The 19,568-nt window shown below is 72.1% G+C and carries 15 protein-coding genes; 8 read left to right on the top strand and 7 right to left on the bottom strand.

From position 1 onward, the window contains the following. Positions 1-39: 39 nt before the first annotated feature. Complete coding sequence (gene sigJ, locus ACH4U8_RS08450) at positions 40-1,050, bottom strand: RNA polymerase sigma factor SigJ (RefSeq protein WP_360316587.1); 1,011 nt, start codon at positions 1,048-1,050, stop codon at positions 40-42. A gap of 422 nt (positions 1,051-1,472) precedes the next feature. Beyond that, positions 1,473-3,119: an ABC transporter substrate-binding protein gene (locus ACH4U8_RS08445; protein ID WP_395776255.1), complete on the bottom strand. Its 1,647-nt coding sequence runs from the start codon at positions 3,117-3,119 to the stop codon at positions 1,473-1,475. A 336-nt stretch (positions 3,120-3,455) separates the two neighbouring features. On the opposite strand from ACH4U8_RS08445, the gene ACH4U8_RS08440 reads away from it, so the two are divergent. Both ACH4U8_RS08440 and ACH4U8_RS08435 read left to right on the top strand, forming a co-directional pair. Further along, the gene (locus ACH4U8_RS08440) at positions 3,456-3,587 is read left to right on the top strand and encodes a hypothetical protein (RefSeq protein WP_395776253.1); all 132 of its coding nucleotides are present in this window, start codon (positions 3,456-3,458) and stop codon (positions 3,585-3,587) included. Beyond that, the gene (locus ACH4U8_RS08435) at positions 3,587-4,393 is read left to right on the top strand and encodes a protein-L-isoaspartate O-methyltransferase (RefSeq protein WP_395776251.1); all 807 of its coding nucleotides are present in this window, start codon (positions 3,587-3,589) and stop codon (positions 4,391-4,393) included. The genes ACH4U8_RS08440 and ACH4U8_RS08435 overlap by 1 nt, the downstream gene beginning before the upstream one ends. Here the strand turns inward: ACH4U8_RS08435 and ACH4U8_RS08430 are convergent. After that, complete coding sequence (locus ACH4U8_RS08430) at positions 4,279-5,220, bottom strand: LysR family transcriptional regulator (RefSeq protein WP_395776249.1); 942 nt, start codon at positions 5,218-5,220, stop codon at positions 4,279-4,281. The genes ACH4U8_RS08435 and ACH4U8_RS08430 overlap by 115 nt on opposite strands. Positions 5,221-5,304: 84 nt before the next feature. Here ACH4U8_RS08430 and ACH4U8_RS08425 point away from each other — a divergent pair, with 84 nt between their 5' ends. Then, complete coding sequence (locus ACH4U8_RS08425) at positions 5,305-6,267, top strand: EamA family transporter (RefSeq protein WP_395776247.1); 963 nt, start codon at positions 5,305-5,307, stop codon at positions 6,265-6,267. A gap of 148 nt (positions 6,268-6,415) precedes the next feature. Here ACH4U8_RS08425 and ACH4U8_RS08420 read toward each other — a convergent pair whose 3' ends face one another. Together ACH4U8_RS08420 and ACH4U8_RS08415 are read right to left on the bottom strand one after the other, a co-directional pair. Continuing rightward, on the bottom strand, positions 6,416-7,417 hold the full coding sequence (locus ACH4U8_RS08420; protein ID WP_395776245.1) for a hypothetical protein: 1,002 nt from the start codon (positions 7,415-7,417) through the stop codon (positions 6,416-6,418). A 71-nt stretch (positions 7,418-7,488) separates the two neighbouring features. After that, positions 7,489-8,763 (bottom strand): MFS transporter, encoded by a 1,275-nt coding sequence (locus ACH4U8_RS08415; RefSeq protein WP_360316573.1) that lies wholly within the window; start codon positions 8,761-8,763, stop codon positions 7,489-7,491. A gap of 139 nt (positions 8,764-8,902) precedes the next feature. Between ACH4U8_RS08415 and ACH4U8_RS08410 the strand changes: the two genes are divergently transcribed. From ACH4U8_RS08410 to narI, 4 genes are read left to right on the top strand one after another with little or no spacing between them, the layout of a single operon-like run. Then, positions 8,903-12,748 carry a nitrate reductase subunit alpha gene (locus ACH4U8_RS08410; protein WP_395776244.1) on the top strand — a complete coding sequence of 1,282 codons (3,846 nt, stop codon included), beginning with the start codon at positions 8,903-8,905 and terminating at the stop codon, positions 12,746-12,748. A gap of 1 nt (position 12,749) precedes the next feature. Continuing rightward, entirely contained in the window at positions 12,750-14,465 is a 1,716-nt protein-coding gene (gene narH / locus ACH4U8_RS08405) for a nitrate reductase subunit beta (protein ID WP_395776242.1), read from the top strand. Beyond that, positions 14,462-15,157, top strand: coding sequence for a nitrate reductase molybdenum cofactor assembly chaperone (gene narJ / locus ACH4U8_RS08400; RefSeq protein ID WP_395776240.1), 696 nt, complete (start codon positions 14,462-14,464; stop codon positions 15,155-15,157). Before narH ends, narJ begins: the two co-directional genes overlap by 4 nt. Next, positions 15,154-15,879 (top strand): respiratory nitrate reductase subunit gamma, encoded by a 726-nt coding sequence (gene narI, locus ACH4U8_RS08395; protein WP_395776238.1) that lies wholly within the window; start codon positions 15,154-15,156, stop codon positions 15,877-15,879. Before narJ ends, narI begins: the two co-directional genes overlap by 4 nt. A 43-nt stretch (positions 15,880-15,922) precedes the next feature. On the opposite strand, the gene ACH4U8_RS08390 is transcribed toward narI, so the two are convergent. Both ACH4U8_RS08390 and ACH4U8_RS08385 read right to left on the bottom strand, forming a co-directional pair. Further along, on the bottom strand, positions 15,923-17,230 hold the full coding sequence (locus tag ACH4U8_RS08390) for a hypothetical protein (protein WP_395776236.1): 1,308 nt from the start codon (positions 17,228-17,230) through the stop codon (positions 15,923-15,925). Between the two features lie 113 nt (positions 17,231-17,343). Further along, positions 17,344-17,976, bottom strand: a complete 633-nt coding sequence (locus ACH4U8_RS08385; protein ID WP_395776235.1) for a TetR/AcrR family transcriptional regulator — start codon at positions 17,974-17,976, stop codon at positions 17,344-17,346. Positions 17,977-18,072: 96 nt separating this feature from the next. Here ACH4U8_RS08385 and ACH4U8_RS08380 point away from each other — a divergent pair, with 96 nt between their 5' ends. Continuing rightward, positions 18,073-19,497 (top strand): purine-cytosine permease family protein, encoded by a 1,425-nt coding sequence (locus ACH4U8_RS08380; protein ID WP_395776233.1) that lies wholly within the window; start codon positions 18,073-18,075, stop codon positions 19,495-19,497. Positions 19,498-19,568: the final 71 nt, after the last annotated feature.

The following is a 19,568-nucleotide window of genomic DNA, read 5'->3' as shown; positions in this document are numbered from 1 at the left end:
GCTGGGTGCGGTCGTCCGCACGTGGGCGTATTCGGTGGGTCAGCCCTCGGTGTCCCCGGGGCGCCCGTGGGTGTCGTCGTCGGCCGACGCGCCGTGCGGGATCCGGGTGAAGTCGGGGTAGTCGACGGAATCGGCGTCGTCCACGACGTCGAGCGCGGCGCCCCGGAGCTTCTCGGGGTCGGCGATCACGTCGATCCGCACGATCCGGCCGCCCGCCACGGTGAAGCCCGCGATGCCGCTGGGCTGCCGGGGATTGCCCACCAGGCGTCCCGGGCCGCCGTTGACCACGACCGGGCGCGAATAGGGCAGGAAGAACGGGGCCGACGCGAGCATGTGCCGCGCCACCTTTTCGGCGCCCACCAGGGCGGACGAGGCGGAGTGCCGGCTCGCGCCCAGGTCGATCCGGAAGGAGACGTCCGGATCCAGGGCGGTCATCAGCGCGTCGAAGTCACCCTGCTGCGCGGCGGCCAGGAACGCGTCCACGATCCGGCGTTGCCGCTTGAGGTCGCCCTCCGGCTGCGGCGCGGACTGCACGCGCCGGCGCGCCCGGCTGGCCAACTGCCGGGCCGCCGCCGGGCTGCGGTCGACGATCGGGCCGACCTCGTCGAAGGGCATGCCGAACACGTCGTGCAGCACGAAGGCCAGGCGCTCGGCCGGGTTGAGCGTCTCCAGCACGATCAGCAGCGCGAGACCGATCGCTTCGGCCTCGATGCTCTTGCCTTCGGGGTCGTCCGCGTGCGCATCGGCCGCGCGCACGATCGGCTCCGGCAACCACGTGCCCGGATACTCCTCGCGGCGCAGCCGTCGGGCGCGCAACATGTCGAGGCAGATCCGCCCGACGACCGTGGTCAGCCAGGCCCGCAGGTCGCGGATGTCCGCGTGCTCGTTGCGCGATACCCGCAACCAGGTCTCCTGGATCGCGTCGTCGGCGTCGGTGCGCGAACCGAGGATGCCGTACGCGACGGACCGCAGGTGCGGGCGCAGCTCCTCGAACTGATCGGCCGGCCACGATACGCGCGGCGTGGGCACCGGCCCGGGTTCGTTGTCCATGCGATGTAGACGAACGCCGACCCGAATGTGTGACGCGGCCGGGGCGATCCGTCGGCGGGAAATCGAAAACCGCACCCACCACACGATCCGACCCACTCGGCAAATGCCCAAGCCGCTAGGTCTTTCCGGGCTCTTCCACCCACTCGCCGCGAGTCCGCGAGTCCGCGCGCTCACGTGCTCACGCGCTCACGCGCCGCCGCCCCCGGACGGTGCGCCGTCACCGGGCCCGGCGGCACGCCGGCGGTCACTGCCTGCTCTCGCCGGCCCGACGGCCGAGGCGATCGACCACTCGGGACGCCCTCGGCTCACCGAGGCCGTCACCGCGTCGATCCTGCCCCACCGCCGGGCCGACGGCTCGTACTCGCCGGCCGGCGCCTGCCCCTACCTCGTCGCGAGCCCCCGGGCAGGCGCGGCCGGCGGTGTCACTTGCGGTTGAGACGCAGGGACATCGGGTCGATGCCGGCGCCGTCGATCGTGAAGCCGGCGTCATGGGTGACGAAGTACGGAGACAGCGAGTCGGCGAACGTCACCACGTCGACGCGCTTGACCAACTCGGCCTCGGCCGCCGTCCATTCGGCACAACCGGCGACATCCGGCTTGGCCATCGCAAGGGCCACCTGGCGCTTGTACTCCGGGTTGTCGATGGAGCCGAAGTTGATCCCGTCGGGTGCCGCCGGACCGCTGAAGAAGGGGACGAGCTGGTCGGGCTGGGTGAGCGTGAGCGGCGTCCAGGAGATGTCCCACTGGCCGGAGGCCAGCACCTCGCCCGTCGTGCCGTTGGTGAGCGGCTTGCGGGTGACCTTCACTCCGAAGGACTTCCACTGTTCGATCGCCAACTCGATGGCGGACAGGAGTTGCGAACCCGCGGTGGTGGGGTGGGGCAGCACGATCGACAGTTGTTTGCCGTCCTTGCTCCAGTGGCCACCCGACTTCTTCCAGCCGGCGGCCCGCAGCGCCTCCGCCGCGCGCGCCGGGTCGTGCGGTGGGGTGTTCGCGCTGACGGCGTCGGCCTGACAGGGCGGCAACATGGTGGTGGCGACCCTGGTCGGCGCCGCTCCCTTGCCGCCGGTGGCCACCGCCCCCAACTGCTTGAGGTCGAGCGCGGCGATCAGTGCCCACCGCACCTGCGGATCGGCGGTGACGTGTCCGGACGCCTCGTTCATCAAGAGCATGCCGAACGGGTCGCGCTGGATCTCGTGCTTGAGGCCGGCCGCCGTCAACCGGATGCGATCGGCACCGTTCACGGGGGCGATGTCGAGTTGCTTGGCCAGGAGCAGATTGGCCCTGGTGGACTCGCTGGCGATGACCTTGAAGACCAGCCGCTCGGGCAGGTCGGTGGAGCGGGAGTTGTCCGGGCCCCAGACGTAGTCGGGTCGTTTGGTGTAGGTGAAATGGTCGCCCGTCGCGGCCTCGGTGAGTCGGTAGGGCCCGGTGCCGTCGGTGGCGTGGGTGAGCGAATCGGGTGTCGCCAGGCCCGAGGGGCAGACCAGCGGCAACCCCGTGGTGCCACGCAGCAGGAACGGGGTGGCCTCGGGGGTGCGCAGCGTCAGGGTGTTGGTGGCATCGTCGGCGGTGGCGACGGTTCCGGGGGCCACCGTCAGGCCGTACTGCGGCGAGGTGTTCTTCGGGTCGACGATGAAGTTGTACTGGGCCGCGACGGCGGACGCGGTGAGCGGTTTGCCGTCGGCGCAGGTCACGTCGCGCCTGAGGGTGAAGGTCGCGGAGAGGGTGTCGGCCGTCCACTTCTCGGCGACGCCGGAGACGATCCTGCCGTCGGGTGCGACGTTCACCAGCGAGTCGTAGGAGAACCGGGACAGCAGCGACGTGATCTTGGAGAGCGAGGTGAGCGGCGACAGGTTGCCGGGATCGTCGGTGATCCCGATGGTGAGCGTGTCGCTTCCGCCCGCACTCGAACTGCCGGTACCGCCGCACCCGGTGGCGAGCAGCCCCAGCGCGACCGCAGCCGCAGCCGCACGCGCGCCGCCGACCCTCGACGTGGTGCGGGGCAGCGTACGGGTGTCCCGACCCGCCGTCCGGACAGCGGACCCGACCGCAGCGGATCGTCCCATGCTGGATACCTCCTCGGAGAACGGCGCAGGTGCCGCAGAGGACGCTCACGGTAGGCAGCGCCCGAACCCCTCGTATCGTCCACCCGCACGAATAACGACCCTCGATTCCGTCCGAACCACCAACCCCAACCCCACCCCCCTCGGGGCACCCTTCTCGACATCCCTCACCACCGCGCATCCACCTGCCGGCACACGCCCCCGTGCGCGGTGTTCGACCCCGCGGCCGGGGCCGCGTCGCGGGACGGCCCTGATCCGCCCAACACGGAGTCTTGCGGTAACCGATGGCTGAGCACACTCGGAGTGTCACACTTTCCTCCGAGGGCACGGAGGCCCGTCATGGGTGAGCACAACAAACCCCCGGCACCGCAACCCGATCCGCCGCAACCCGATCCCAGGCAGAAGCAGGACGGTGTATTGCCGGGCATCGGACAACCGGGGCCGGGCCGGCGCAAGAAGGACAAGCCGTAGTGCGCGACAACGCCGCGATCGTGGGCGTCCTCGATGCCGAGGGCGCCTTCCCCGTCGCGTGGGTGCGCGAGGCCATGCTCGCCGTGCCCCGGGAGGCGTTTGCGCCCGATCTGGTGTGGAGTGCCGACGCGGGGTCGGGGCGGTATGCGCCGGTGGATCGCCAAACGGACCCGACGGGTTGGGCAGCGGTGGTGCGGCGGGCGGGACCGGTGGTGACCCAGGTCGACGACGGCGCGGGCGTGGGGGTTCTGGCGAGCAGCTCGCTGAGCGACTACCGCGCGGTGGCCTCCTTCCTCACCGAGCTCGATGTGCGGCCCGGCGACCGGGTGTTGGAGATCGGCACCGGACCGGGCTGGACCGCCGCGCTGCTCGCCTGGCGGGTGGGCGGCGAGCGGGTCGTCTCGGTCGAGATCGACCCGGCGATGGCCCGAGCCGCGCGCGCCGCCCACGCGCGCATGGGGCTGTCGCCGACGATCCTGACCCGCGACGGCGCCCTGGGCGTACCCGAGGCGGGCACCTTCGACCGGGTGCACGCCACCGCCGCGTTCACCCGCAGGCTGCCCTACCCCTGGATCGCCCAGGCCCGCCCCGGCGCGGTGGTCGTCGCCCCGTGGTCGCCCGGCTTCGGCGCGGGCGCGCTCCTGCGCCTGGTCGTCGACGGCGACGGATGTAGGGCCGGGTGGTGGTTTGCTCAGGCCCGGGCCGGGTCGTTCGGGGGCGTTGCCTCGGCTGCTCGGCGCAGCAGGAGTTCGGTTACCAGGGCCAGTGGGGGCCAGTTGAGGCGGCCGTGCCGGGTGACCGCGTAGGCGCGCAGATCGACCTGGGGAAAGGTGAGCGGGAGCAGCCGCACGCCGGGTAGGACGGCGATGCCCTCGGGCAGCAGACCCACGCCGAGGCCGGCGACGATCATGCCCTGGACCAGGTCGAGGCTGTCCGCCTGGTGCGTGACGTGCGGGGTGAAGCCGACGAGCGAGGCGAGGGTACGGATCACCGTCTCGTCGGCGGTGTTGCGCGAGTTGACGATCCAGTCGTGGGTGGCGAAACGGGCGAACACCTCCGCCGTACGAGCCGCGTTCACCCCCGGCGCGCCCTCGCCGTCGGCGACGTGCGCGGCCACGCCCAGGCCCCATCGCGCGGTCCACAACGGTATGGCGCGCACCGTCGGGTCCTCGGGCGCCGGCGCCAGGTTGAAGTCGTAGGTCAGGGCCAGGTCGGTGCCGTCCTCGGCCAGGAGTTGCAACGCCTCGGCGGGTTCGTGCTCGCGGATCAGCACCCGGATGCGCGGATGGTCGGCGGCGAGGTCGGTGACCACGGGCAGCAGGTGGGCGCGGATGGCGGTGGCGAATCCGGCGATGCGCACGGTGCCGCTGGGCTCCGCGCCGGGCGCGAGGTCGTGATGCGCCTCCTCGACGGCGGCGAGGATGGTCACCGCGTGCTCCGCCAGTCGGCGGCCGGCCGGGGTGAGCCGCACCCGACGCCCGTGCGGCTCGATCAGGGTGGCTCCCATGTCGCGGCCCAGCGCGGCGATCTGCTGCGAGACGGTCGAGGTGCTGGTGCCCAGCACGTCCGCGACCGCGTGCATCGAGCCCAGTCGGGCCAGTTCCACCAGCACCTGTAAACGTCGGGTCTCCATGGTGCGATTGTCCACGATCCACGAACGATATGTTTCGGATCGGCACGTGGACACGAACGATGGCGAGGTCATGTACTGGAACACATGAGCACGCCGTCGGCACCACCCACCAGCCGCGAAATCCCGGGCCCGCGCCTGCCGGCAGCCGGCCTCCCGGACGCCGCGACCGGCGCCCTGATGGCGGTCGCGGCGATGTCCACCGTCCAGCTCGGCCTGGCGCTGTCGGTGCCGCTGATCGACCGACTCGGCGCACTGGGCACGGCCGGCCTGCGACTGGCCTGGGCGGGCCTGATCCTGCTGCTGCTGGTCCGACCGCGCCGCCGCGACTTCACCGGTCGGGACCTGTGGGCGTGCACGCTGTTGGGCGCGGTGAGCGGGGGGCTGATGTTGTTCTTCATGCTCGCCGTGGCACGCCTGCCGCTGGGCACCGCGAGTGCGCTGGAGTTCCTCGGCCCGCTGGCGGTGTCGCTGTACGGATCCGGCTCCGGACGCCGGCGCTGGACGGCCCTGGCCGCCCTCGGCGTCGTCCTGCTGACCGAACCGTGGCATGCCGGCACCGACCCCGTCGGCCTGGCCTTCGCGCTGGCGGCCGCGGTCTGCTGGGCCGCGTACATCCTGCTGACCCAACACGTCGGCGACCGGGTCACCGGCCTGAACGGGCTGGCCGTGTCGATGCCCGTGGCCGGGCTGGTCGCCATGCTCGTCGCCGCTCCCACCGGGCTGGGCGACGTGACCTGGTCGCTGTCGCTGATCATGCTGGGGCTGGCGGTGCTGAGCGCCGTGTTGCCGTTCAGCCTGGAATTCCTCGCGCTGCGCCGACTCAGCGCCTCCGCCTTCGGGACGCTGATGAGCCTGGAACCGGCCATCGCGCTGCTGATGGGCCTGGTGGTGCTCGACCAGGTCCCCGGTCCGATGCCCGCGGCCGGCGTCGTCTTCGTGGTGATCGCCGGCATCGCCGTCACCCGCACCGACACCCGCGCCGCCCCCGCGCCCACCCCGCCGCCGACCGCCGACCCGAACGAACTCGGCCCCGCCCAGGTCCGCTGACCAGGCCACCCGGCCCTGCCGCGGCCCGACCCCGGTCGCGGGGGCCGAGCGCCTGAACGGACCGCGGACGCGGCACGGCGGATCGCGGCGACCGGCGTGGAGTCGTACCCGGAGTCGGCGCTCGTGCCGACCGTCGCCGACCGCCGACTCAGCGGCGGGGGCGCCCTCGGGTCGCCTCGGCGTGGGCCTGTTCGAAGAAGGTCCGGCCGCCGGGGTAGGTCCAGGGAAGGTGGAAGCCCCGGTGGTCGGTCGCCTCGAACCGCGCCGCGAGTTCGGACCAGCGCTGGGACCTGGCCAACGCGTAGCCCAGCGCGCTGTGATCGGACAGGGCGCTGGGGTGTCGCGGCACGGCGTCGACGGGATAGCGGTCCAGGGCGGTGTCCAGGTCCGTCTGCCGGGCGGCGGCCCGCCAGAAGTCGGTGTCGTCGGTTTCCCCGTCCCAGTTCATCCGCAGCGCGTACTCGATGTGCGCCTCGACCAGCAGGATCACCAGCGGCGAGCCGTCCGGCGCGTCGGCCGCGGCCCGGCGCGCGAACGTGTACATGTCGGCGTGCGATCCGCGCCACTTCTCGCACAGATACTGCAACGCCGCGTCGTGACCGGCACGATGCGCCGGGTCGCGTTCGCACAGCGCGTCCCACCGGGCGTCGAACACGGCGCGCGAGACGCCGAGTCCGCGGCATACCCGCAACCACGAGACCCACGGGGTGGGATCGTCCGCGGCGGCCTCGGTCGCGAGCAGGCACGCGCGGTCCGCTTCGACCAACAGCTCGTGGAAATCCGCGAATTCGCGCCCGCTGGTGAGACTCGCCTGCTTCGCGCCGCGGGCGTTCCAGGCCGCGCGCACCGTCGCCGCGGCCATCACCACCAGCGGGTCCGGCGATTCGGGCCGCTCGACGCGCCAGGTCCACAACCACTCCGGGTGCAGCGCCGCGACCTCGCCCAGCGCGGTCACCGCGACCACCCGGCGGGCCCAGTCCCGCCCCACCCGCTCCAACAACGCGGCGGCGGGCGCGAATTCCCCGTCGCGCGGCAGCCCTTGCGCGATCGTGCGGACCTCGTCGTCGTCGAGCGCGGCGTCCCACACGAGCACCGGTGCCGACGCGGCCGAACGCGCCGAGGTGAATCGTCCCCAGAGTGACATGGGCATGGATCCTATGCGCCTTCCTGACCCATCGTCAGGGGGAAAAGCGGAAGCCCCGACCGACCCGCCGGCACGCCCTACCGGCTCTCGGCCTCGGCGCCCGCGGCCGCCCGCCACTCCGGCGACTCGTCCGACTGCGCCGGTCGTCGATCCCGGCCGAGCAGCCGGGCCGCGCAGTAGACCATCGCCGCGAACGCCGCGTCGGACAACAACATCAGGCCGATCGCGTAGGAGCCGGTGCCGCTGTAGACCGAACCCATGATCAGCGGCGGGACGAAGCCGCCCAGACCGCCCGCCGCGCCGACCAGTCCGGTGACCGTGCCGACCTTGTCCTTGGGCGTGAGGTTGGCGACCAGCGCGAACACCGCGCCGCTGCCCGCGCCGAGCATGCCCGCCATCACCAGGAAGGCGATCGTGCCCTGCGGCATCAACTCCGGGGCGAACGCCTGCCACACGGCCGCCACGCCGAGCACCGCGTAGCTCGCGATCAGCACCTTCGCCGGACCGATCCGGTCGGACACCGCGCCGCCGATCGGCCGACACAACACCGCGACCACGGTGAACCCGGCCGCGCGGGTGGACGCCGAGTCCTGGCTCAGCGCGTAGACCTCGCGCAGGTACGTCGGCAGGTACACGCCGAACGCGACGAACCCGCCGAAGGACACCGCGTACAACAGCGCCATCGGCAGCGTCGAGGGCTGCTTGAGCGCGGCGGTGAAGCGTGGCCCGAACAGCCGATCGGGCACGGTGCGCCCGGGCGCGTCGCGCACCACCGCGGCGGCGATCAGGCCGTAGCCGACCAACACGCAGGCGACCAGGTAGAACTGGAAGTTCGGGTCGTCCACCCAGCGCAACAACCGCGGCGTGAAGAACGCGGCGACCGCCGTACCGCCGGTGCCGATGCCGAAGATGCCGATCGCGGTGCCGCGTCGTTCCGGCGGGAACCAGGCGTTGACGTAGGGCACGCCGACCGCGAAGAAGCTGCCGCCGACACCGAGCACGAATCCGACCACCAACAACATCGCGAACGAGTCGAACACGCTCAGCGCCAGCACCGGCAACACGGTCAGGAAGCTGATCGTCGGCACCATCAGCCGCGCGCCGTAGCGGTCGGTCAGCGCGCCGGCCGGGATCCGCCCGAGCGCGCCGACCAGGACCGGCACGGCCACCAGGAACGACTGCTGGAACGAACTCAGCCCGAGGTCCTCCTTGTAGGAGGGACCCAGCGGGCTGATCAGGCCCCAGGCCCAGAAGTTGATCAGGATCCCGAAGGTGGCGACCGCGAGGTTGACCCACGCGGCACGGGGCACCCGGGCACCGGTCGTGCGAGTCGCCGGCCGAGTCTGCTCCACGTGTGATGGTCCCTTCGCGTGTTCTGCGCCCGGGTGGACGGACACGATGAGCTATGCACCCAAATCCCACCATCGAACCTTTACATATAGGACATTGACTCGTATTCAGGACATGGAGTCGTCGCCTCGAAGGGTCACCATGGACACCGGTTCGCCCCTGCCCGCAGACCCGCCGGCCGGCCCACCGCCCGCGGAGCCGGCGGTTGCCGGGCCGCCACCCGTCGATCCGCCGCCGGCTCCCGGTCTGGACGGCCCCGCGAGCGATCTGCTACTGCGCACCGGCCGCTTCTTCCGACGCAACGCGGTGGTCTCGCCGGACCTGCGCAGCCAATACCTCCGGGGCGGCCGACAGGGCGACGTCTTCTACCGCGAGCGCTGGAGCCACGACAAGGTCGTCGACTCCACCCACGGCGTCAACTGCACCGGCTCCTGCCGTTGGAAGGTCTACGTCAAGGACGGCGTGATCACCTGGGAGACCCAGGCCACCGACTACCCCTCGGTCGGACCCGATCGCCCCGAATACGAACCCCGCGGCTGCCCGCGCGGAGCCGCGTTCTCCTGGTACACCTACTCCCCCACCCGGGTGCGCTACCCGTATGTGCGCGGGGTGCTCCTGGAGATGTACCGCGAGGCCAAGGCACGCCTGCACGACCCGGTCCTGGCCTGGGCCGACGTGGTCGACGATCCCGAGCGCCGGCGCCGCTACCAGCGCGCCCGGGGCCGGGGCGGGCTGGTCCGGGCGACCTGGGAGGAGGCGGTCGAACTGGTCGCCGCCGCGCACGTGCACACGATCGGGCGGTACGGACCCGACCGGGTCGCCGGGTTCTCCCCGATCCCGGCCATGTCGATGGTCTCGCACGCCGCCGGCGCCCGGTTCATGAGCCTGATCGGCGCGCCGATGTTGTCCTTCTACGACTGGTACGCCGACCTGCCGGTGGCCTCGCCGCAGGTGTTCGGCGACCAGACCGACGTACCCGAATCGGGCGACTGGTGGGACGCGGCGTACCTGTTCATGTGGGGCTCCAACGTGCCCGTCACCCGCACCCCCGACGCGCACTGGATGGCCGAGGCGCGCTATCGCGGGCAGAAGGTGGTGGTGGTCGCGCCGGACTACGCGGACAACGCGAAGTTCGCCGACGAGTGGCTGCACCCGCACCCGGGTACCGACGCCGCGCTGGCCATGGCGATGGGCCACGTGATCCTCAAGGAGTGTTTCGTCGACCGCACGGTCGAGTTCTTCGACGGCTACGTCAAGCAGTTCACCGACCTGCCGTTCCTGGTCACCCTGACCGAACGCGCCGACGAACCGGGCGCGTACACCCCCGCCAAGTTCCTGCGCGCCGCCGATCTCGCCGAGACCGCGGCGGGGACGGGTGCCGAGGCGGGGACGGCGGGCACGGACCACGACGGCGCCGACTGGAAGACCGTGCTCCTCGACGACGACACCGATCGACCGGTCGTCCCCGGCGGCTCGATCGGCTTCCGCTGGACCGAATCCGGCCGGGGCCGCTGGAACCTGGACCTGGCCGGCGTCCGCCCCCGCCTCACCCTGCACCACGACCCGGCCGCGCACGGCGTCGAGGTGCTCCTGCCCCGCTTCGACACCGACGGGGGCAAGCACGGCCAGGGCCGCGGCGAGGTGCTGCGCCGGGGCGTGCCGGCTCGCCGACTGACCCCGGACGGGCCCCTGGTCACCACCGTGTTCGACCTGCTCCTGGCCCAGTACGGCGTGCCCAGGCCGGGGCTGCCGGGCAGTTGGCCGGCCGACTACCACGACGCGACCCAGCCGGGCACCCCCGCGTGGCAGGAGACACTCACCTCGGTGCCGGCCGCGCGCACCGTCCGGATCGCCCGCGAGTTCGCCGACACCGCCGAGCGCTCCAAGGGCCGCTGCATGATCCTGATGGGCGCGGGCACCAACCACTGGTTCCACTCCGAGACGATCTACCGCACCTTCCTGGCGCTGCTGCAACTCACCGGCTGCCAGGGCCGCAACGGCGGCGGCTGGGCGCACTACGTGGGTCAGGAGAAGTGTCGGCCGTCCACCGGCTGGGCCACGCTGGCGAGCGCCAACGACTGGTCCCGGCCGCCGCGGCAGATGATCGGCACGGCGTACTGGTACCTCAACACCGACCAGTGGCGCTACGACGGCTTCACCACCGACGTGCTGGCCTCGCCGCTGGGCGCGGGCGACCTGTCCGGGATGACCGCCGCGGACTGCCTGGCGACGTCGGCCCGGCTGGGCTGGATGCCCTCGTACCCCACCTTCGACCGCAACCCGCTGGACCTGGTCGACGAGGCCGACCGGGCCGGCGTCGACCCGGTCGAGCACACCGTCGAGGCCCTGCGCAGCGGCGAGTTGGGCTTCGCGTGCGAGGACCCCGACGCACCGCGCAACTGGCCGCGGGTGCTCACCGTGTGGCGCTCCAACCTGCTCGGCTCGTCCGCAAAGGGCGCCGAATACTTCACCAAACACCTGTTGGGCACCGACAGTTCGCTGCGCGCCGAGCAGGCGCCCGCCGGCTCCCGGCCGCGCGGCGTGCGCTGGCGCGAGCAGGCCCCCGAGGGCAAGCTCGACCTGCTGCTCTCGCTGGACTTCCGGATGACGTCCACGACGCTGCTGTCGGACGTGGTGCTGCCGGCCGCGACCTGGTACGAGAAGCACGACCTGTCCTCGACCGACATGCACCCGTTCGTGCACGCGTTCTCACCCGCGATCGACCCGCCCTGGCAGGCCCGTACCGACTTCGAGACGTTCCACGCGATCGCGGCGCGTTTCGGCGAGCTGGCCCGCGAACACCTGGGCACCCGGCGCGATCTGGTGGCCACCGCGCTCCAGCACGACACGCCGGGCGAGATCGCCCAGCCCGGCGGGGTCGCCCTGGACTGGCGGGCCGGCCAGTGTCCGCCGGTGCCGGGCCGGACCATGCCGAACCTGACCGTGGTCGAACGCGACTACCCGGCGGTCGCGGCCAGGATGGCCACGCTCGGGCCGCTCGCCGACACCCTGGGACTGCCGGTCAAGGGCATCACCTTCGACGTCGCCCGCGAGGTCGAGGACCTGGGCCGGCTCAACGGCACCGCCCGAGGTGGCGTCGCCGACGGTCGCCCGCTCCTGGACACCGCGGTGCGGGCCTGCGACGCGATCCTCGCGTTGTCCGGAACGACCAACGGCAGGCTGGCCGTCCAGGGATTTCGCACCCTGGAGAAGCGGACCGGACAGGCGATGGCGCACCTGGCCGCCGAACACGAGGGCAAGCGCATCGGCTACGCGGACACCCAGGCCCGGCCCGAGCCGGTGATCACCTCGCCGGAGTGGTCCGGCAGCGAGGCCGGCGGCCGGCGCTACACCGCGTTCACCCTCAACACCGAGCAGCTCAAGCCCTGGCACACCCTCACCGGCCGCCAACACTTCTTCCTCGACCACGACTGGATGCACGAACTGGGCGAGGCGTTGCCGGTCTACCGGCCGCCGCTGGACATGCACCGGCTGTTCGGCGAACCCCGCCCGGGCCCGGACGGCAACCACGAGGTGACCGTGCGCTACCTCACCCCGCACAACAAGTGGTCGATCCACTCCGAGTACCAGGACAACCTGTTCATGCTCTCGCTGTCCCGCGGCGGCCAGAGCATCTGGCTGAGCACCGCCGACGCGCAGGCGATCGGGGTCCGCGACAACGACTGGATCGAGGCGGTCAACCGCAACGGTGTGGTCACCGCCCGCGCGGTGGTCTCGCACCGGATGCCCACCGGCACCGTCTACATGCACCACGCCCAGGACCGCACCGTGGGTGTACCCAAGGCGCAGAGCACCGGCAGACGCGGCGGCATCCACAACACGCTCACCCGGGTACTGCTCAAACCCACCCATCTGATCGGCGGCTACGCGCAATTGAGCTGGGCCTTCAACTACCTGGGCCCGACCGGCAATCAACGCGACGAGGTCACCGTGATCCGCCGCCGCTCGCAGGACGTGGAGTACTGAGATGCGCGTGATGGCCCAGATCGCGATGGTGATGAACCTCGACAAGTGCATCGGCTGCCATACCTGTTCGGTCACCTGCAAACAGACCTGGACCAACCGCGGCGGCGTCGAGTACGTGTGGTTCAACAACGTCGAGACCCGCCCCGGCCAGGGCTACCCGCGCCGGTGGCAGGACCAGAAGGCGTGGCAGGGCGGCTGGCGGCTCAACCGGCGCGGCCGGCTGCAACTCGTCTCCGGCGGACGGCTGCACCGACTGTCCCGGATCTTCGCCAACCCCAGGCTGCCGACCATCGCGGACTACTACGAGCCGTGGACCTACGACTACCGCAACCTCACCGATGCCCCGCTCGGCGACGACATCCCGGTGGCCCGCCCCCGCTCGCTGCTCAGCGGCAAGCCGATGGAGATCACCTGGAGTTCCAACTGGGACGACAACCTGGGCGGCACCGCCGAACTCGGCCACCTGGACCCGATGGTGGTCAAGACCCGGGAGAAGGTCGCCGACAAGGTGCGCTTCGAGTTCGAGCAGACCTTCATGTTCTATCTGCCCCGGATCTGCGAACACTGCCTCAACCCCTCGTGTGTGTCCGCGTGTCCCTCGGGCGCGATGTACAAACGCGCCGAGGACGGCATCGTGCTGGTCGACCAGGACGACTGCCGCGGCTGGCGCATGTGTGTCACGGCCTGCCCGTACAAGAAGGTCTACTTCAACCACAAGACCGGCAAGGCCGAGAAGTGCACGATGTGTTACCCGCGGATCGAGGTGGGTCTGCCGACGGTGTGCTCGGAGACGTGCGTGGGCCGGTTGCGCTACCTCGGCGTGCTGCTCTACGACGCGGACGCCGTGCTCGCGGCCGCCTCCGTCGCGGACGAAAAGGACCTGTACCGGGCCCAGTTGGGTGTCTTCCTGGACCCCGCGGAGCCGGCCGTGCGGCGGGCGGCCGAGGAGGCCGGCATCAGCCACGAGTGGATCGAGGCGGCCCGCCGCTCGCCGGTGCACGCGCTGATCGCCAAGTATCGGGTCGCGCTGCCCCTGCACCCGGAGTTCCGCACCATGCCGATGGTCTGGTACATCCCACCGCTGTCCCCGGTGGTCGACGCGCTGACCTCGACCGGCTTCGACGGCGAGGAGGCCGGCAACCTGTTCGGTGCGATCGACACCCTGCGGGTCCCGCTCGAATACCTCGCCGAACTGTTCACCGCCGGCGACACCGCACCGGTACGCGCCGCGCTGGAGCGACTCGCGGCCATGCGCTCCTACATGCGGGCGATCAACCTCGACGAGGAACCGGACGAGGCGGTGGCCGCCCTGGCCGGCCTGACCGGGACGCAGATCCGGGAGCTGTACCGGCTGTTGGCGATCGCCAAGTACGACGAGCGGTACGTGATCCCCAGCGCGGCGATCGGCGACGCGCGACGGCTGGAGGAATCCGCGCTGCCCGAGGGGTGCAGCCTGGACTTCGAGGGCGGGCCGGGCATGGGCGGCTCCGGCCCGTTCGGCGAGGCGTCCGGCGCACCGGTGCCGGTGAGCGTGGAGAATTTCCACGCCCTGCGCGACCGGGGCACCGCCGACCGACCCGCCGACACCTCCGGCCGCGGCGGGCGCGTCAACCTGCTCAACTGGGACGGCAACGGGCGGCCGGCGGGGCTGTTTCCCGAACGCGACCGCCCGCACGACGACCCGGGGGGCCGCGAGCCGGGGGACGGCGCGCGATGAGGGCGCTCGGCGACCGCATTCGGACTCGGGGCCAGGCCCGGGTCGAGGCCCGGATTCGGGCCCGAACCGACGACCTGCACACCACGGCGGTGATCCGTCAGGCCGCCGCGTTGTGTCTGCACTATCCCGACGAGGGCTTTCACGCCCGGGTACCGCTGCTGCGGGCCGCGTTGGCCCGGGTTCCGGGTCCGGCGGCCGACCGGCTGACGGCCTTTCTGGACGACGTGTGCGCTCGGCCGCCGGCCGAGTTGGCCGCGCACTACGTGACCGTCTTCGACCTACGCAACCGGCGCAGCCTGTACCTGAGTTGGTGGCGCGAGGGGGACACCCGGCGGCGCGGTGCGGCGCTGGTGAACTTCAAGCAGGTCTATCGCGAGCACGGTCTGGAGTTCATCGGCGCGGAACTTCCGGATTTCCTGCCCGCGGTGCTGGAGTTCGCCGCCACCGGCGGTCCCTCGGCCGCCGCGGCGGGCACCGCGCTGCTGTGCGAACACCGGCCCGGCATCGAGTTGTTGCGCTTCGCCCTGCTCGACGCGGACACGCCGTACGCGGGCGTGCTCGAAGCGGTGTGCGCGACGCTGCCCGGTGCCTCGCCCGGGGACCGCGCCCAGGCCCGCGCCCTGGCCCGGGCCGGACCGCCGCGCGAGGACGTGGGACTGGACAGCTATCGAGCCCCGGGAGTCGGCCGATGAACACCATGTTGTGGGCGGTACTGCCGTATCTGGCCCTGGTGGTCCTGGTCGGCGGGACCGTCTGGCGCCATCGCTACGACAAGTTCGGCTGGACCACCCGCTCGTCCCAGCTCTACGAGTCGCGCCTGCTGCGGATCGGCAGTCCGCTGTTCCACTACGGCCTGCTGTTCGTGGTCGCCGGTCACGTGGTGGGTCTGTTGATCCCGCAGTCGTGGACGAACGCCGTCGGCATCGGCGAACACACCTATCACGTCGCGGCCACCGCGCTGGGCCTGGCCGCCGCCCTGGCGACCATCGCCGGCATCGCGCTGCTGATCCGGCGCCGGCGCAGCACCGGGCCGGTCTTCCTGGCCACCACCCGCAACGACAAGCTGATGTACCTCTTCCTGGCCGGCACCATCCTCGCGGGCACCGCCGCCACCGTGTGGAACACGGTGGGCCCGCACGAACACAACTACCGCGAGACGATCGCCCCGTGGTTCCGCAGCCTGTCCTACCTTCGGCCGAAGACCGAGCTGATGGCCGCGGCACCGACCACCTACCAGGTCCACGTGGTGCTGGCGATGGTGTTGTTCGCGCTCTTCCCGTTCACCCGCCTCGTGCACGCCTTCAGCGCGCCGGTGGGCTACCTCTTCCGCCCCTACGTCGTCTACCGCACCCGCGACCCCCGGCCGGCGGGCACGACCCGCCCGCGCCGCGGCTGGGAGCGGGTGGACCAGTGACGACCGGGCCCCGGCCGGTCGGGGTGGGCCATCGGCGGCGGGATCAGAACGAGCCGCCGGCGTCCCCGCCCCAGCCGCCTCCGGCGTCTCCGCCCCATCCACCGAAGCCGCCGCCGCCGGTGTCGTTGCCGAACCCGCCGAAGCCGCCGTCGCCCATTTCCGACGCGCCCGCGTCGGCGGGGTAGCCCATGTTCATCGATGCGCCGAGCGTGGTCCCCAGCAGCAGGCCCGGCAACAACATGCCGCCGTACCAACCGGCGGCCCACGGACCGTAGGCGGGACCGGCCTCCCAGTAGGGGCGACGACCGCCGGGGCCCGGCACCTCGCGAATCTCCGGATCGAGACCGTCGTCCAGGCGCGCCGCGTCGGCGGCGCAGACCGGTACGTCGCGTTCGGCGCCGTCGGCCGGGGCCCAGCGCACGTCCCGCACCGAGGGCCCGTGCCGCGGGTCGAAGAAGCACGGCGGTCGGCGCTGCGGGAGCGGGGCACCCTCGCGTCGGGCCGCCAGGGTCGCGAGGGCGAATCGTCCGTCGTCCAGGGCCTCGCCGACCGCACGCACGTCCCCCGCTTCGCGGGCCGTCGCCAGCGCCGACTTCGCCCGCTCGTAGGCGTCCAGGGCGCTCGTCCAGTCCGCCCGCATCGCGTCGTCGGAGTCGGCCGCGCCCGGATCGAAGGCGGCCCGCTCCAGGGTCTCGCCGTAGGCGGTGATGTCCTCGTCGACCACGGGCCGCACCTGCTCCAGCTCCCGCCGCGCCCGCTCCGCCCGACGGGCGTTCGCCCGCCTGCGCACCAGCAGGATCGTGCCGGCCCCGGCGGCGATCACCACCGCGACCACCGCGAGGCCCGACCACGCCGAGGCACGCCCCTCGCGTGCGGGCGCCGAGCCCTGCCCCGCTTCGGCCACGGCTGCGTCGACGAAGGCGGTGAACAGACCCGGCCCGTCGCCCTGGTGCGCGGCCTGCGCGTCGCTCTTGAGCGTGGCGAGCCGCGCCCGGGACAGGACCGACGCGTCGGCCGCGGCGTCGAAGGTACGGCCCACGGCGATCGCGTACACACCCGGTCGCCCCACCTGCTCACGCAGACCCGACAACACCGCCGCCCGCGAACCGGCCGCCGCGAGCGGCGAATCGGCCGGCACCGCGACCACGAACACCGGCTTCCCGGAGGCCCGAATCCTGGCCCGCAACGCGTCGGCGGTGTCACCGGGCAGCACCTGCGCGGCCGCCGGAACGGTGTACACGGGGTCACTCCGCAGCGCGTCCGCGATCGCCCCGATCCCGCCGCCCGACGCCGCCTGCGCCGACACCGGCGCCGACAGGACCGTCAGCAGGGCAGCCAGAAGCGTCGCCACGACGCCGCCCGCCGCCCACCCCGACCGGCGCCTGCGACGACATACACCTTTTGCCATGATTCAAGGCTACTGCCGTCGGCCGAGGCACCCGGAAGCCCCGAGGCCGCCCCGTGTCACCCCCGGGCGCGGAGCGTGCCCACGGGAAGGTCCAGGAGGCGCTCGGCCGTGGTGATGGTCATGTCGCGCAGGGCGGGGTGGTCGAACGGCACGTCGTCGTTGGTGTAGGCACCCAGGCCGTCGATGTTGACGAGGATGTGCAGGGCCACGCCGAGTGGGTCCTCGGTGGTCAACTCGCCCCGGCGCACCCCCTCGTCGATCAGGGTGGCGAGGGCGTCGCGGGTGAGTTCCTCCTGGGCCCGGACGGCCGCCCGCAGGCCGGTCTTGAACCGGCTGACGTGGCGTGCGTTGAGCCAGAGGCGGCTGAGGTCGGCGTAGTCGCCGTCGGTCAGGCGGGTGAGGAAGCGGGCGAGTCGGTCGATCGGGGCGAGCCCGGCCTCCTCGCCCGGCAGCAGCGACCCACGCTCCTTGGTCGCGGCGTGCGTGAACGACTCGCTCACCAGGTCGTCGGCGGCCGGGAAGTAGTGGCCGATGAGCCCGGGGCGCACGCCCAGCTCGTCGGCGACGCGGCGCAGGGTGATGCGTTCGAGTCCCTCTTCGAGAGCGATGCGCGCGGCGATCCGCACGATCTCGGCGCGCCGCTCCTCGGGAGGCTTGCGAATCCGCGTCGGCGGGGGGCTTGACGTCATACCGACCACCCTATTGGATGTGTGGCCAATACCCCATTGGCCACGCGACCAATAGCAGTGGCTGCCAGAGGTGTGCCCCCCGAGAGGTCTCGACGTATGAACCACGCACTCCCAGCGCCGCCGCCCGACGCATCCGCCACCGATCAGGTCGGCCGCCCCGAGACCCGAGGCATCGCTCAGGTCCCCGAGGCCGAGCGCCACGGGCGACCGCGCGAACTCTTCGCCGTCTGGGCCGCCCCGAACGTCAGCTACCTGAGCTTCGTCGTCGGCGCGACGCTGATCCTGATGGGGCTCTCGCTGCCCCAGGCCATCGGCGTCACGCTGGTCGCCAACCTGCTGTGGATCTGTACGGGCGTGCTCGCGGTGAGCGGCCCGGCGGCCGGTACCAGCGGATCGGTCGTCTCGCGCGCCGTGTACGGCGTAGTGGGCAACCGCGTCGTCCTGGTCCTCACCGGATGGCTGATCGCCTCCGCGTATCTGGCCCTGAACTGGTCGGCCGCGTCCGTCGCCGGCATCGGCCTCGCCAAGCGAGTCGGCCTCCCCGACAACTCGACCGTCGAGGCGGTGATCGTCTGCACGATCGCCGCCGGCACCCTGCTCATCGCGATCTTCGGCCACGCCACGATCGTGCGCCTGTACGCCGCCCTCAGCGCGTTCCTCACCGTCGTCTTCGTCGTGGTGACCGGCTACGTCCTGGCCCACACCGACTGGTCCTACACCCCCGCCGAACCGCTGCACGGCGTCGCCCTGTTCGGCACCCTCACCGCGGCCTTCACCATCGTGGCCTCCACGCCCCTGTCCTACAGCAACAGCCCGGACCTGGCCCGCTACCTCCCGCGCGATGCCAACCCCGTCGCCATCGCCGGCTGGACCGCCCTGGGCGCATACCTGCCCAGCGTCGTCTTCACGAGCGTCGGCGCCCTCGCCGCCACCGCCCTGGACATGAGCGACCCCCAGCGCGCGCTGGAGAGCATCCTCCCGGGCTGGTTCATCCCCCTGTTCGTCATCGCCGTCGTCGCCAACACCATGGCCAACAACGGGATGACCGCGTACAGCGCCGGCCTGGCCATCCAGTCCGTGGGCGTGCGCCTGGCCCGGATCCCGGCCGTCCTGATCATCGGCGTCCTGGGCACCACCATGACGCTCTTCGCGACCCTGGTCTTCGACTTCCTCACCAGCGTCAACACGATGCTCGAACTCGTGGTGGTGGTCACCGGTCCGGCCATGGCGGTGGCCGTGACCGACCTGCTGCTGCGCCGCAACCGCTACGACGGCGCCGCCCTGCTCGCCGAACGACGCGACGGCCCGTTCTGGTACACCGGCGGCGTGCACCCCGCCGGCGTCCTGGCCATCGTCGGCGGCGGCCTCATCGCCGCGACGAGCGTGACCACGACCTTCTGGACCGGCCCCCTCGCCGCCGCCGCGGGCGATCTCGACCTGGCCATTCCGGGCGGGATGCTCGGCGCCGCGGCCATCTACTGGGGCGTGGCCCGCGCCCAGGGATCGATCCCGCGCGGATGAACCGCACCCCGGGCAACCGGGCCGGCTCCGCAACCGACCGAACCGCGAACACCCCGACCAAGAAAGGGAAC

The sequence above is a fragment of the Embleya sp. NPDC020886 genome, from assembly GCF_044333915.1.
In the GTDB taxonomy this organism is placed as follows: domain Bacteria; phylum Actinomycetota; class Actinomycetes; order Streptomycetales; family Streptomycetaceae; genus Embleya.
This window is presented reverse-complemented; position numbering and strand designations above follow the sequence as displayed.